A 15047-nucleotide genomic window follows, 5' to 3' on the forward strand; every position below is an offset into this window, starting at 1 on the left:
CCCGCGGCCCCGGCCGCCGCCGCGCGCGCCGCGTCGGCGCCGCACGCGGCCTCGCATGCGCCGTCGCGCCCCGAAGGCCAGCGCCCGCTGGCCTCGCCGGCCGTGCGCCGCCGCGCCTGGGACCTGGGCATCACGCTGCAATACGTGCCGGGCACCGGCCCCGCCGGCCGGATCACGCACGGCGACCTGGACGCCTGGCTGGCGCGCGATCGCAATGCGACCTCGAACCGCACCACCGGCACGCTCTACGCCTCCCACGACGAGGAGATCCAGGTCCCCGTGATCGGCCTGCGGCGCAAGATCGCCCAGAAGATGCAGGAATCCAAGCGCCGTATCCCGCACTTCACCTACGTCGAGGAAATCGACGTGACCGAGCTGGAATCGCTGCGCGCGCGCCTGAACGCCCTGCACAGCGCCGAGCGCGGCAAGCTGACCCTGCTGCCGTTCCTGGCGCGCGCCATGGTGCTGGCCCTGCGCGAATTCCCGCAGATCAATGCCCGCTACGACGACGACGCGGGGGTGGTGACCCAGTACGGGGCGGTGCACCTGGGCGTGGCGGCGCAGACGCCGTCGGGCCTGATGGTGCCGGTGCTGCATCACGCGGAAACCCTGGATCTCTGGTCGTGCGCGGCGGAAGTCGCGCGCCTGGCCGAGGCGGCCCGCCAGGGCAAGGCGGCGCGCGACGAACTGAGCGGCTCGACCATCACCCTGACCAGCCTGGGGGCGCTCGGGGGCATCGTGTCCACGCCGGTCATCAACCATCCGGAAGTCGCCATCGTCGGCGTCAACCGCGTGGTCGAGCGGCCGGTGTTCCAGGAAGGCCGGGTCGTGGCGCGCAAGCTCATGAACCTGTCCTCGTCCTTCGATCATCGCGTGGTCGACGGCATGCACGCCGCCGAGTTCATCCAGTGCATCCGGCGTTACCTGGAGTGCCCGGCGCTCTTGTTCGTGGAGTAAGCAGCATGTCCAATCCCATCAACACCACTTTGCTCATCATCGGCGGCGGCCCCGGCGGCTACGTGGCGGCCATCCGCGCCGGCCAGCTGGGCATCCCCACCGTGCTGGTCGAAGGCGCCGCCCTGGGCGGCACCTGCCTGAACATCGGCTGCATCCCGTCCAAGGCGCTGATCCACGTGGCCGAGCAGTTCCACGCGCTGCAGGGCTATGCCGGCGATTCGCCGCTGGGCATCCGCGTCCAGTCGCCCGAACTCGACCTGGCGCGCAGCGTCGCCTGGAAGGACGGCATCGTCAAGAAGCTGACCGCCGGCGTGGGCGCGCTGCTGAAGAAGCACAAGGTCACGGTCGTCCAGGGCTGGGCGCGCATCGTCGACGGCAAGACCGTGGACATCGATCCCGTCGTCAAGGGCAAGGCCGGCGCGCCGCAGCGCATCCGCTGCGAGCACCTGCTGCTCGCCACGGGATCCGAGCCGGCGGCGCTGCCCTTCATGCCCTTCGGCGGCCCGGTGATTTCCTCCACCGAGGCGCTGTCGCCCAAAAAACTGCCGAAATCCCTGGCCATCGTCGGCGCGGGCTACATCGGCCTGGAACTGGGTACGGTCTACCGCAAGCTCGGCGTGAAGGTCGATGTGATCGAGGCCCAGGACCGCATCCTGCCCGCCTACGACGCCGACCTGGTCAAGCCGGTCCACGCCGCGCTGAAATCCCTGGGCGTGGGCCTGCACCTGCAGACCCAGGTCCTGGGCCTGGCGGAGGACGGCAAGGGCCTGCGGATCCAGTCGGGCAAGGCCGAGGACGTGCTGCCCGCGCAGCAGGTGCTGGTGGCCGTCGGCCGAAAGCCCCGCAGCCGAGGTTTCGGGCTCAGTTCCCTGATGCTCGACATGGACGGCCTGGCGGTGCGCGTGGACGATCGCTGCCGCACCTCCATGACCGGGGTCTGGGCCATCGGCGACCTGACCGGCGAGCCCATGCTGGCGCACCGCGCCATGGCGCAGGGCGAGTGCGTGGCCGAGCAGATCGCCGGCCACACGCGGCGCTTCGTGCCGGCGGCCATCCCGGCCGTGTGCTTCACCGATCCGGAAGTCGTCACGGCGGGCCTGTCGCCGCAGCAGGCGGCCCAGGCCGGCATCGACGCCATCGACGCGTCCTTCCCCCTGGCGGCCAACGGCCGGGCGATGACGCTGGAATCGACCGATGGCTTCGTGCGGGTGGTGGCGCGGCGCGACAACCACCTGATCCTGGGCTGGCAGGCCGTGGGCCGGGGCGTGTCGGAATTCGCCGCCGCCTTTGGTCAGTCCATCGAGATGGGCGCGCGGCTGGAGGACGTGGGCCACACGATCCATGCCCACCCGACCCAGGGCGAGGCGATCCAGGAAGCGGCCCTGCGGGCGCTCGGGCAGGCGCTGCACGTCTGAGCGCATCGCCGCGGGCCGGGTACGGCCCCCTCCGGCGCGGGCGCGGGCATCGAACCGCACCGGGCAAGGCCGCCCGGTCCGCGCGCCGGGCGGGGGTTCCCGCCCGTCATGTTTAAATAGGGTGTCCGTCCGACACGAGGTGCCCCCATGTCTTCCGCTTCCCCCGCCGTTCGCCCCCGACCCGCCGACGAGCCCCGCCTGGATTTCGTCGCCTGCGCCAGTCCGGCGGGCCTGCACCGCATGGCGTACTGGGAATGGGGCGATCCGGACAACGACAAGGTCCTGGTCTGCGCGCATGGGCTGACCCGCACCGGCCGGGATTTCGATCCGCTGGCGCGCGCGCTGGACCGCGAATACCGCGTCGTCTGCCCCGACGTCGTCGGGCGGGGGCGTTCGGACTGGCTGATCGATCCGGCCGGCTACGTGATCCCCCAGTACGTCGCGGACCTGGTGACGCTGGTCGCCCGGCTGCGGCCGGCGCGGCTGGACTGGGTCGGCACGTCCATGGGCGGGCTGATCGGGCTGGGGCTGGCGGGCATGGCGGCGGCGTCGCCCGCCCTGCGTCCCCCCAGGGGGCCGCTGGGCCTGGGCGCGGCGCCCGACGTGCCGCTGGGCCGCATGGTCTTCAACGACATCGGCCCCGCGCTGAACGTCGGTGGCCTGGCGCGGATCGGCGCGTACGTCGGCCAGGAATTGAGTTTCGACCGCTACGAGCAGGCGGTGGACTATGTCCGGACCGTGTCCGCCGGCTTCGGGCCGCATGACGACGCCGGCTGGGACGCGCTCACCCGGCATGTGTTCCTCGAACGGGACGGCCGGTGGATCAAGCATTACGACCCGCGCCTGGCCCAGCCGTTCGCCCTTCAGACCCCCGAAGCCACGGCCGCCGCCGAGGCCCTGCTGTGGCGGGCCTGGGATCATCTGCCCGTGCCGTCCCTGATCCTGCGCGGCGCGCAGTCCGACATCCTGATGCCGGAGACTGCGCGGCGCATGGTGGAGCGCAATCCCCGCGCCCGCCTGGTGGAATTCGACGGGGTGGGGCACGCGCCCACCCTGCGCTCCGACGAGCAGATCGCGGCGGTGCGCGATTTCCTGCTCGCGTCCTCTTCCTGAATCCGGAGGCGGTCCGCCGGCCGCCCGCACCGCGCCTTCGCGCATCGGAACCATGCCGCTGAACGTCGACCTGCACAGCCATTCTTCCCGCTCCGACGGGACCCTGCCGCCCGCGCAGGTGGCCGCGCGCGCCCATGCGCAGGGGGTGGACTGGTGGGCGTTGAGCGACCACGACGAAACCTCCGGCCTGGCCGAGGCGGCCGCCGCCGCGCGCGAACTGGGCCTGGGCTTCATCCCCGGGGTCGAGATTTCCGTGACGTTCTGCGAACGCACGATCCACATCCTGGGCCTGAACATCGACCCGGAACAGCCCGATCTGCGGTCGGGCCTGGCCGGCATCCGCGGCAGCCGCTTCGAGCGCGCCGGTGAGATCGCCGAACGGCTGCGGGCATGCGGCATCGCCGATGCCTACGAGGGCGCCCTGCGGCACGTGGAAAACCCGGAACTGATCGGACGCGTGCATTTCGCCCGCCACCTGCTGGAGCAGGGGCATTGCAAGTCCCTGCAGCAGGCCTTCGACCGCTACCTGGGCGAGGGCAAGCGGGCCTTCGTGCCGATGCGCTGGCCCGGCCTGGAGCAGGCGGTGTCCTGGATCCGCGCGGCCGGCGGCAAGGCGGTGATCGCCCATCCCGGGCGCTACCGCTACACGCCGCAGCAGTTCGACGCGCTGTTCGACGCGTTCAAGGCGCACGGCGGCGCCGGCCTGGAGGTCGTCTCCAGCGGCCATACGCCCGCCCAGTGCGACCGCTACGCCCGCGTGGCGCAGGACTATGGCTTCGAGGCTTCGCGCGGTTCGGATTTCCATGCGCCGGGCATTCCCCGCGCGGACCTGGGCCGGGTGCCGCCGCTGCCGGAATGCCTGACGCCGGTGTGGCGCGACTGGATTTAGTGGAGTGATGCCATGAACAAGGCTTTCGTCAAGGAACCCGAGGGCGACGAGGACGACGACCTGCCCGAGTCCCGGGCGCTGCCCGCCGGGACCAAGAACTACATGACGGTCACCGGCTACCGGGCGCTGAACGACGAGCTGATGCATCTGATGAACGTCGAGCGCCCCGAGGTGGTGTCCGTCGTGTCGTGGGCCGCGTCCAACGGCGACCGCTCGGAGAACGGCGACTACCTGTACGGCAAGAAGCGGCTGCGGGAGATCGACCGGCGCATCCGCTACCTGACGCGCCGCCTGGAGTCGGCCGAGGTCGTGGATCCGGCCCAGCAGCCCAACCGCGACCAGGTGTTCTTCGGCGCGACCGTGCATTATTGCGACAGCCGCGGCGAGGAGTGCACGGTCACCATCGTCGGCGTGGACGAGGCCGAGCCCCTGGCCGGCAGGATCAGCTGGGTCTCGCCCGTGGCCCGGGCGCTGATCAAGGCGCGCGAAGGCGACACCGTGACCCTGCGCACGCCCTCGGGAATCGAGGAACTCGACGTCCTGGACGTCCGCTATCCGGATCCCTGATCGCGGCTGCCGATCGCGGCTAAAATGGATGGTTTTCCATGTCCCCGAGCCGTCCCGCCGTGACTACCGTACTGATCATCCCAGGTTCCTCCGTCCTGTCCGACTTCCGCCGGGAACGCCTGCTGCGCGCCCTGACCGCCCGGGATCTGCCGGTGGCCGACGTCCGCGCGCAGGCCTGCCATTTCGTCGGCATCGACGGCGCGCTGGACGAAGCGGGCCAGGCGCGCCTGCAGGCGCTGCTGGACGACGGCCGGGCGGTCGAGGTTCCGGCCGCGGAGCGGCATGCGGCGCGCTTCCTGGTGATCCCGCGCCTGGGGACTATTTCCCCCTGGGCCAGCAAGGCGACCGACATCGCCCGCCATTGCGGCCTGCCGCAGGTGCGTCGCATCGAGCGCGGGGTGCGCTACACCATCGTGCCCGAACGCCGCCTGCTGGGCACGCGCGCGCTGGACGCGGACCAACTGGCCGCCGTGGCCGCCTGCGTGCACGATCGCATGACCGAAACCGTGGTGGCGGACGATTTCGATGGCCAGGCGCTGTTCGCTCCCCTGGATGGCCAGCCCGTCCAGGCCGTGCCGGTGCTGGCCGAGGGCCGCGCCGCCCTGGAATCCTGCAACGCGCGTCTGGGCCTGGCCCTGTCGGACGACGAGATCGACTACCTGCTGCGTGCCTACCGCGACCTGGGGCGCGATCCCACCGACGTCGAACTGATGATGTTCGCCCAGGCCAACAGCGAACATTGCCGCCACAAGATCTTCAACGCCCACTGGACGGTGGACGGCCAGGCCCAGCCCCACACCCTGTTCGACATGATCCGCGCCACCCACGCGGCCCAGCCCGAAGGCACGATCGTCGCCTATTCGGACAACGCCGCCATCATGGCCGGCGGGCCGGCGCGGATCTTCCACGCGGGCGGCGCCCAGGACACCGTCTACCGGCGCCACGACGTCGTGGCCCACACGCTGATGAAGGTCGAGACCCACAACCATCCCACGGCGATCGCGCCTTTCCCGGGCGCGGCGACGGGCGCGGGCGGCGAGATCCGCGACGAGGGCGCGACCGGGCGCGGCTCCAAGCCCAAGGCCGGCCTGACCGGCTTCACCGTGTCGAACCTGCGCGTGGACGACGCCATCGAGCCATGGGAAGACGCGGGCGGCGCGCCCGGGCGCATCGCCACACCGCTGGACATCATGATCGAGGGCCCCATCGGCGGGGCGGCGTTCAACAACGAATTCGGCCGGCCGAACCTGCTGGGCTATTTCCGCAGCTTCGAGCAGACGGCCGGCGGCACGCGCTGGGGCTACCACAAGCCCATCATGCTGGCCGGCGGCCTGGGCCAGATCGACGCGCGGCTCACGCACAAGGACCCGCTGCCGCCGGGCGCGCTGCTGGTGCAGCTGGGCGGACCGGGCATGCGCATCGGCATGGGCGGCGGCGCGGCCTCCAGCATGGGGGCGGGCACCAACCAGGCCGAGCTCGACTTCGATTCCGTGCAGCGCGGCAATCCCGAAATGCAGCGCCGCGCCCAGGAGGTCATCGACCGCTGCTGGCAGCAGGGCGAATCCAATCCCGTCCTGGCGATCCACGACGTCGGCGCGGGCGGCCTGTCCAACGCCTTCCCGGAGCTGGTCAACGACGCCGGGCGTGGCGCGGAATTCGAATTGCGGCGCGTGCCGCTGGAAGAATCCGGCCTGTCGCCCGCCGAGATCTGGAGCAACGAGTCCCAGGAACGCTACGTCCTGGCCATCCGCCCGGAAGACCTGGACCGCTTCGCGCGCATCGCCGACCGTGAACGCTGCCCCTACGCGGTGGTCGGCGTCGCCACCGAGGAACGCCGCCTGCGCGTCACCCTGGACGAGGGCCTGCCCGGCCTGGACCGCCCGGCGGGCGAGATCGTCCCGGCCGGGCTGCGGCCCGTGGACGTGCCGGTGGACGTGATCCTGGGCAAGCCGCCGCGCATGCAGCGCGCCGCCGGGCGCGCCGCCGTGGCGGGCGAGGCCCTGGATCTCGGCGGCATCGAACTGCCCGACGCGATCGAGCGCGTGCTGCGCCATCCCACCGTGGCGAACAAATCCTTCCTCATCACCATCGGCGACCGCACCGTGGGCGGCCTCACGGCCCGTGACCAGATGGTCGGGCCCTGGCAGGTTCCCGTGGCCGACTGCGCCGTCACCCTGCGCGACTACGAAGGCGTGGCGGGCGAGGCCATGGCCCTGGGCGAGCGCAGCCCGATCGCGGTCCTGAACCCGGCTGCCTCCGGCCGCATGGCCGTGGCCGAGGCTCTGACGAACCTGGCCGCCGCCGGCGTCGCCCGCCTGGAAGACGTCAAGCTGTCGGCCAACTGGATGGCCGCCTGCGGCGCGCCCGGCCAGGACGCGGCCCTGTACGACACCGTGTCCGCCGTCAGCGACTGGTGCCAGAGCCTGGGACTGTCGATTCCGGTGGGCAAGGACTCCCTGTCCATGCGCACCGCCTGGCGCGACGAGGCGGGCGATCATCAGGTCGTGTCCCCGGTGTCGCTGGTGGTCACGGCCTTCGCGCCGGTGGCCGACGTGCGCGCCACCCTGACGCCGCAGCTGCGCGACGCGGCCGAAGGCTCCGTGCTGCTGCTGATCGACCTGGGCGAAGGGCGCCAGCGCCTGGGCGGCTCGGTGCTGGCCCACGCCTATGGCGTCATCGGCACCGAAACCCCGGACCTGCATGACGCGGCCCTGCTGCGCGCGGCCTTCCTGGCGCTGCGCGACCTGGCCGCCCAGGGCTGGATCCTGGCGTGCCACGACCGCTCCGACGGCGGCCTGCTGGCGGCGGCGGCCGAAATGGCTTTCGCCGGGCGCCTGGGCGTGTCGCTGAACCTGGACATGCTGACCATCGACCCGCACACGGCCGACGCCGGCGACTACAAGATCCGCGCCGACCAGGTCGCCGTCCAGCACCACGAACGCAACCTGGCGGCCCTGTTCAACGAAGAGGCCGGCTGGCTGCTGCAGGTCCCGCGCGCGCATCGCGACGACGTGCTGCGCCACCTGCGCCAGGCGGGCCTGTCGAATTGCACTCACGTGGTGGGCATGCCCAACACGCGCCGGGAACTGCAGGTCTTCCGCGACGGCGCCATCGTCTACCAGCGCCCCCTGGCCGAACTCGGCCGGGCCTGGAGCGAAACCACGCGGCGCATCATGGCGCGCCGCGACCATCCCGACTGCGCCCAGGCCGAATACGACGCCTGGCTGGACGTCGAGGACCCGGGCCTGTCGCCGCGGGTGGACTTCGATCCCCAGGACGACGTGGCGGCTCCTTTCATCGCCACCGGCGCGCGGCCGCGCATGGCCATCCTGCGCGAGCAGGGCTGCAACAGCCAGGTCGAGATGGCCTGGGCCTTCGACACCGCCGGCTTCGAGGCCGTGGACGTGCACATGACCGACCTGCTGTCCGGCCGCATCCGCCTGGACGGCATGAGCGGCCTGGTGGCGGTGGGCGGCTTCAGCTATGGCGACGTGCTGGGCGCGGGCGAGGGCTGGGCGCGCACCATCCGCTTCAACGCGGCGCTGGCCGACCAGTTCGGCGCCTTCTTCGCCCGCCCGGACAGCTTCGCGCTGGGCGTGTGCAATGGCTGCCAGATGATGGCGGCCCTGGCCGATTTCATCCCGGGCGCGGACGCCTGGCCCCGCTTCACGCGCAACGTGTCCGAGAAATACGAGGCGCGCCTGTCGCTGGTCGAGGTGCTGGATTCGCCGTCGATCTTTTTCGCCGGCATGGCCGGCGCGCGCGTGCCCATCGCCGTGGCGCATGGCGAAGGCTACGCCGATTTCAGCCGCCAGGGCGATGCCGCCCGGGTGGCCGAGGCCATGGCCTTCGTCGACAACCGGGGCGCGCGCACGGAAACCTATCCCGCCAACCCCAACGGCAGCCCGGCCGGCCTGACGGCGGTCACCACGGCCGACGGCCGCTACACCGTCATGATGCCGCATCCCGAACGCGTCACCCGCAACGTCATGATGTCCTGGCGGCCCGAACGCTGGGGCGCGGCCGACCGGGGCGGGGACGACACCGCGCACGGCGGCTATACGCCGTGGATGCGCATGTTCCGCAACGCGCGGGCCTACCTGGCCTGACCCGGGCGCGGCCACGATCCAGGACTCGGGGCGGGGTGGGGCGGGAAAACCCTTGACGGAGACGCTATAATCGATCTTTGTGCGGAGTTCATCCATGCGTCTGATCAAGAAAGCCCTGACCTTCGACGACGTCCTCCTGGTCCCGGCCTATTCCCAGGTCCTGCCGCGCGATACGCGCCTCGTCACGCAGCTGACCCGGGGCATCCAGCTCAACATCCCGCTCGTGTCCGCCGCCATGGACACCGTGACCGAGTCGCGCCTGGCCATCGCCATGGCCCAGGAAGGCGGCATCGGCATCGTCCACAAGAACCTCAGCGCCGACGAGCAGGCGCGCGAGGTCGCGCGGGTCAAGCGCCATGAATTCGGCATCGTGATCGATCCGGTCACCGTCACCCCCACGATGAAAGTGCGCGACGCCATCGCGCTGCAGCGCCAGCACGGCATCTCCGGCCTGCCGGTGGTCGAAGGCGGCAAGCTGGTGGGCATCGTCACCAACCGCGACCTGCGCTTCGAGGACCGCCTGGACGTGTCCCTGCGCGAAGTCATGACGCCGCAGGAACGCCTGGTCACCCTGACCGAGGGCGCCACCCTGGAAGAAGCCCAGGCCCTGATGCACCGCCATCGCCTGGAGCGCGTGCTGATCGTCAACGACAAGTTCCAGCTGCGCGGCCTGGCCACGGTCAAGGACATCGTCAAGAACACCGAACACCCCCTGGCCAGCAAGGACGCCCAGGGCCAGTTGCGCGTCGGCGCCGCCGTCGGCGTGGGCGAGGGCACGGACGAACGTGTCGAAAAACTCGCCGCCGCCGGCGTGGACGTGATCGTGGTCGACACCGCCCACGGCCACTCGGCCGGCGTGATCGATCGCGTCCGCTGGGTCAAGAAGCACTACCCCAACATCCAGGTCGTCGGCGGCAACATCGCCACCGCGGCCGCCGCGCGCGCACTGGTCGAAGCCGGCGCCGACGCGGTCAAGGTCGGCATCGGCCCGGGCTCCATCTGCACCACCCGCGTCGTGGCGGGCGTGGGCGTGCCGCAGATCACCGCGATCGCCGACGTGGCCCAGGCCCTGGAAGGTACGGGCGTGCCTCTGATCGCCGACGGCGGCATCCGCTATTCCGGCGACGTCTCCAAGGCCCTGGCCGCGGGCGCGTCCACCTGCATGATGGGCGGCATGTTCGCCGGTACCGAGGAAGCCCCCGGCGAAGTCGTGCTGTTCCAGGGGCGCTCGTACAAGTCCTATCGCGGCATGGGCAGCCTGGGCGCCATGGCGGACGGCTCCGCCGACCGCTATTTCCAGGACCCCAACAACAATGTCGACAAGCTGGTGCCCGAAGGCATCGAGGCGCGCGTGCCCTACAAGGGCAGCGTCATCGCCATCATTTACCAGCTGGTGGGCGGCGTGCGGGCCTCCATGGGCTATTGCGGCTGCGCCACGATCCAGGACCTGCACGCCCGGGCCGAATTCGTGGAGATCACCGCCGCCGGGGTGCGCGAATCGCACGTCCACGACGTGCAGATCACCAAGGAAGCGCCCAACTACCGGGCGGATTGACCGGGTGGCGGCCAGCGATTCCATCCCCGGCATCCCGGGCGCGGCCGCCGCGCAGGCGCCCGCGCGCATCGGCGACGAACTGGCGCAGGCCATGCGGACCTGGCGCCGGGACTTCCACCGCCACCCCGAGCTGGGCCACCAGGAACACCGCACGGCGGCTCGCGTCGCCGAATTGCTGCGGTCCTGGGGCATCGCCGTGCACGAAGGCTATGGCGGCACCACCGGCGTGATCGGCGTGCTGGACGGCCGCCTGGGCGCGGGGCCCGCCCTGGGCCTGCGCGCCGACATGGACGCCCTGCCCATGCCCGACGCGGGCGCGCATGATCACCGCTCCGTCCATGACGGCGTCGCGCACGCCTGCGGCCACGACGGCCACACCGCCATCCTGCTCGGGGCCGCGTGCCATCTGGCGGCGGATCCCGATTTCGCGGGCCGCGTCGTCTTCATCTTCCAGCCGGCCGAGGAACCCCTGACGGGCGCCCGGGCGCTGGTGGACGCCGGCCTGTTCCGCGACTTCCCCTGCGACGAGGTCTACGGCCTGCACAACAACAACTGCATCGGCCCGGAGCAGGTGGGCGTGCGCACCGGCGCCATCCTGTCGGCCTGCGACCTGTTCGAGATCCGCATCCGCGGGGTGGGCGGTCACGCCGCCATGCCGCACCAGGCCAACGACCCCATCGTCGCCGGCGCGGCGCTGGTGCAATCCCTGCAGTCCGTCGTCAGCCGCAACGTCAGCCCCTTCGACACCGCCGTGCTCAGCGTCTGCCAGTTCCAGGCCGGCAGCGCCATCAACGTCATCGCCGACCACGCCGTGCTGCGCGGCACCGTGCGCACCCTCTCGCGCGAGGCACAGTCCCGCGTGCTGGAGCGCCTGCGCGGCCTGTGCGAAGGCGCGGCGCGCGGCTACGGCTGCGAAGTCGAATTCCGCCACCTGCTCAGTTCCCCGCCCACGGTCAACCAGGCCGGGCCGGTGGAGCACGTCAAGCGCGCGGCGGCCGCCGTGCTGGGCGCGGACCGGATCGTCGATCCCGTCACGCCGCTCATGGCGTCCGAGGACTTCGCCTACCTGCTGGACCATTGCCCGGGCGCGTATTTCTTCCTGGGCCATGACGGCCTGACCTGCCACCATCCCGAATTCGACTTCGACGATGCGCTGCTCGCGCAGGGCGCGGCGATCTTCGCCACCCTGGTCCATCAGCGGCTGGCGGGCTGAGGGCGCGCGGAAGGCCGCCTATCGCTGTCCTTCCGGCCGGACGGCCGGAGTCCGGCCCGGATGCCGCAGCCGCAGGATGGGAACGGCGCCGGCCAGCAGGCCCAGCGTGCCCAGCACCAGAGCGAATTCCAGCGACGCCCCGAACCAGGCGTGCGTCAGGCTGAAGAAGATCGGACCGATCAGCTGGCCCAGGGCGAACGAGGCCGTCATCGCCGCCATCTGGCGCTTGGCGCCGGCCTGGCCGACGGCGGCCTGGGCCTCCTGCAGGCCGACCATCGTGATCACCATGAAGGTGCTGCCCACGCAGCAGGCGGCCAGCAGGATCGCCGGCAGGGCATGCCACACGGCGGGCGCCAGCACGCCCACCGCCATCACCACCTGGGCGCCGGCCCAGATCTGCGGCCGGGTGTAGCGGCGCGCCAGGCGGCTGGCCGTCACCGTGGACACCGCGCCCGCCAGGCCGAAGACCGGCCAGGCCAGGCTGAACAGCCAGGGGTCCGGCACCAGCATCCGTGCCTGGGCCGGCAGGAACGTGGCCGGCAGGATGTAGCCGAAGCCGTAGACCCCGTAGCACAGGATCAGGCCCCAGTGCAGGGGCGGGACGGCGTGGGCCGAAGCGTCGCCGGCCTGCCGGGCGGGGGCCGCCTGGGCAGCCGGCGGCTTGCCCGAAGGCGGCTCGCCGGAAGCCGCCGCGTGCGCCGTGGCAGGGTCCGCCGCAGTCGTCACGTGCGAGGTCGGCACGGCCGCCGCGGCGGGTGAGGCGTCGTCCACCGTCCGCCACAGCATCGACGCGCCCAGCAGCCCGCCCAGCGCCGCCGCCGCCAGCCAGAGCCAGGCCTGCGAGGCCGTCGTCCCCGCCAGGGTCAGGCCCATGCAGGCCAGCCCGGCGAACGCGATGCCGCAGCCCACGCCCGCGAACACCACGCCGCTGCGTTCCGTCCGTCCCGTGGCGTTCAGGCGTGCGATGCACAGGGCGGACGTGCCGATCAGCACCCAGGCGCTGGCCACCCCGGCCAGCAGCCGCCACGCCAGCCAGCCCAGCCAGTGGCTGTCCAGCCCCATCGCCGCTGTCATCAGCACCACCATCCACAGGCCGAGCCGCAGCAGGGTCGCGGGCGACCAGCTCAGATGCGTGACCAGCAGCGCGCCCAGCAGGTAGCCCAGGTAGTTGGCGCTGGCCAGCCAGCTGCCCTGGGCCAGGCTCAGTCCCAGGTCCGCCTGCATCATCGGCAGGACGGGCGTGAACGCGAAGCGGCCGATGCCCATGGCCACGGCGAGGGCCAGCAGTCCGGCCAGGGGCAGGGGAATGCGGGAAGGGCGGGGTGCCATGTTCTGTTGTCTCCTTTAGGCTTGTACTGTAACCGGCCCGCGCCGGTCAGGCCAAGGCATCCAGGCGCCGCCGGGCGTCCGGATGCCGCCGGGGTCCGCTCGCGCGTGGCCGGCCACCTGCCGATCCGCCTTCCGGGATCGCTTTGCCGCGCCGGGACACCCGGGGCGTGCCTGGGTTACATTAACGCCTTGAACAGCCCTCCCGATCGCCCATCCATCATGCACCACCAGCGCATCCTCATCCTGGACTACGGTTCACAGGTCACCCAGCTCATCGCCCGCCGCGTGCGCGACACCGGCGTCTATTGCGAAATCCACCCGGGCGACGTGGGCGACGACTTCATCCGCGAACAGCAGGAACAGGGCCTGAAGGGCATCATCCTGTCGGGCAGCCACGCCTCCGCCTACGCCGAGGAATCCCTGAAAGTCCCCGCCGCCGTCTTCCAGGCCGGCGTACCGGTGCTCGGCATCTGCTACGGCATGCAGTCCATGGCGCTGCAGCTGGGCGGCCAGGTCGAATTTTCCGACCATCGTGAATTCGGCTACGCCGAAGTCCGCGCCCACGGCCACACCCGCCTGCTGACCGGCCTGCAGGACTTCGAGACCCCCGAAGGCCACGGCATGCTGAAGGTCTGGATGAGTCACGGCGACCGCGTCACGGCCCTGCCGCCGGGCTTCAAGCGCATGGCCTCCACGCCCTCGTGCGAGATCGCCGGCATGGCCGACGAGGAACGCGGCTTCTACGCCGTCCAGTTCCATCCCGAAGTCACCCACACCGTCCAGGGCCAGGCCATCCTGGAGCGCTTCGTCACCGAGATCTGCGGCTGCGCGCGCGACTGGAACATGCCCGACTACGTGGCCGAGGCGGTCGCTCGCATCCGCGAGCAGGTCGGCTCCGACGAAGTCATCCTGGGCCTGTCCGGCGGTGTCGACTCCTCCGTGGCCGCCGCCCTGATCCACAAGGCCATCGGCGACCAGCTCACCTGCGTCTTCGTCGACCACGGCCTGCTGCGCCTGAACGAAGCCAGGCAGGTCATGGACACCATGGCCCGGAACCTGGGCATCCGCGTCATCCACGTCGATGCCAGCGAGCAGTTCCTGGGCAAGCTGGCCGGCGTCGCCGACCCCGAGGCCAAGCGCAAGATCATCGGCCGCGAATTCGTCGAGGTCTTCCAGGTCGAAGCCGGCAAGCTCAAGTCCGCGCGCTGGCTGGCCCAGGGCACCATCTACCCCGACGTCATCGAATCGGCCGCCTCCAAGACCGGCAAGGCCGTCGCCATCAAGTCCCACCACAACGTCGGCGGCCTGCCCGAGACCCTGAACCTGAAGCTGCTGGAACCCCTGCGCGAACTGTTCAAGGACGAAGTCCGCCACTTGGGCCTGGCCCTGGGCCTGCCGCCCGAAATGGTGTTCCGCCACCCGTTCCCCGGCCCCGGCCTGGGCGTGCGCATCCTGGGCGAAGTCAAGCGCGAATACGCCGACCTGCTGCGCCGCGCCGACGACATCTTCATTACCGAACTGCGCAACACCATCGAGCCCGAATCCGGCAAGTCCTGGTACGACCTGACGTCCCAGGCCTTCACCGTGTTCCTGCCGGTGAAGTCCGTGGGCGTGATGGGCGACGGCCGCACCTATGACTACGTCGTCGCCCTGCGCGCCGTGCAGACCACCGATTTCATGACGGCGGACTGGGCGGAACTGCCTTATGCGTTGTTGAAGAAGGTGTCCTCGCGCATCATCAACGAGGTGCGGGGAATCAATCGGGTGACGTATGATGTGTCGAGCAAGCCGCCGGCTACGATTGAGTGGGAGTGATCCCGCGTCTGGCAATGACTGGCATATAAAAGCACTAAACACCCCTGAAGCCCGCGTAAATGCGGGCTTTTTTGCGTCTGCGTCT

10 protein-coding genes are annotated in these 15047 nt (G+C 71.0%); 9 read left to right on the forward strand and 1 reads right to left on the reverse strand.

Features of this window, described 5'->3' with window-relative positions; all coding sequences use genetic code 11:
* The 8 genes from ACFO27_RS12055 to ACFO27_RS12090 all read left to right on the forward strand — a co-directional run.
* Window positions 1–957, forward strand: a 957-nt coding sequence (locus ACFO27_RS12055; protein WP_376817541.1) for a dihydrolipoamide acetyltransferase family protein, incomplete at its 5' end; no start/stop codon positions are given.
* 5 nt (window positions 958–962) lie between these two features.
* Window positions 963–2372 carry a dihydrolipoyl dehydrogenase gene (gene lpdA / locus ACFO27_RS12060; protein WP_376817542.1) on the forward strand — a complete coding sequence of 470 codons (1410 nt, stop codon included), beginning with the start codon at window positions 963–965 and terminating at the stop codon, window positions 2370–2372.
* Window positions 2373–2519: 147 nt separating this feature from the next.
* Window positions 2520–3485, forward strand: coding sequence for an alpha/beta fold hydrolase (locus tag ACFO27_RS12065; RefSeq protein ID WP_376817543.1), 966 nt, complete (start codon window positions 2520–2522; stop codon window positions 3483–3485).
* A 52-nt stretch (window positions 3486–3537) separates the two neighbouring features.
* On the forward strand, window positions 3538–4374 hold the full coding sequence (locus ACFO27_RS12070) for a PHP domain-containing protein (protein WP_376817544.1): 837 nt from the start codon (window positions 3538–3540) through the stop codon (window positions 4372–4374).
* A 12-nt stretch (window positions 4375–4386) separates the two neighbouring features.
* Entirely contained in the window at window positions 4387–4941 is a 555-nt protein-coding gene (greB, locus tag ACFO27_RS12075) for a transcription elongation factor GreB (RefSeq protein WP_376817545.1), read from the forward strand.
* Window positions 4942–5000: 59 nt separating this feature from the next.
* The gene (purL, locus tag ACFO27_RS12080; protein WP_376817546.1) at window positions 5001–9050 is read left to right on the forward strand and encodes a phosphoribosylformylglycinamidine synthase; all 4050 of its coding nucleotides are present in this window, start codon (window positions 5001–5003) and stop codon (window positions 9048–9050) included.
* A 94-nt stretch (window positions 9051–9144) separates the two neighbouring features.
* A complete protein-coding gene (guaB, locus tag ACFO27_RS12085; protein WP_376817547.1) occupies window positions 9145–10605 on the forward strand; it encodes an IMP dehydrogenase in 1461 nt (486 codons plus the stop codon).
* 4 nt (window positions 10606–10609) lie between these two features.
* Window positions 10610–11818 carry a M20 aminoacylase family protein gene (locus ACFO27_RS12090; protein ID WP_376817548.1) on the forward strand — a complete coding sequence of 403 codons (1209 nt, stop codon included), beginning with the start codon at window positions 10610–10612 and terminating at the stop codon, window positions 11816–11818.
* An 18-nt stretch (window positions 11819–11836) separates the two neighbouring features.
* Here the strand turns inward: ACFO27_RS12090 and ACFO27_RS12095 are convergent, their stop codons facing one another.
* The gene (locus ACFO27_RS12095; protein WP_376817549.1) at window positions 11837–13147 is read right to left on the reverse strand and encodes a YbfB/YjiJ family MFS transporter; all 1311 of its coding nucleotides are present in this window, start codon (window positions 13145–13147) and stop codon (window positions 11837–11839) included.
* Between the two features lie 219 nt (window positions 13148–13366).
* Here ACFO27_RS12095 and guaA point away from each other — a divergent pair, with 219 nt between their 5' ends.
* Window positions 13367–14962, forward strand: coding sequence for a glutamine-hydrolyzing GMP synthase (guaA, locus tag ACFO27_RS12100; protein ID WP_376817550.1), 1596 nt, complete (start codon window positions 13367–13369; stop codon window positions 14960–14962).
* Window positions 14963–15047 lie beyond the last annotated feature (85 nt).

Source organism: Castellaniella denitrificans, from assembly GCF_042653765.1.
Lineage (GTDB): Bacteria > Pseudomonadota > Gammaproteobacteria > Burkholderiales > Burkholderiaceae_B > Castellaniella > Castellaniella denitrificans.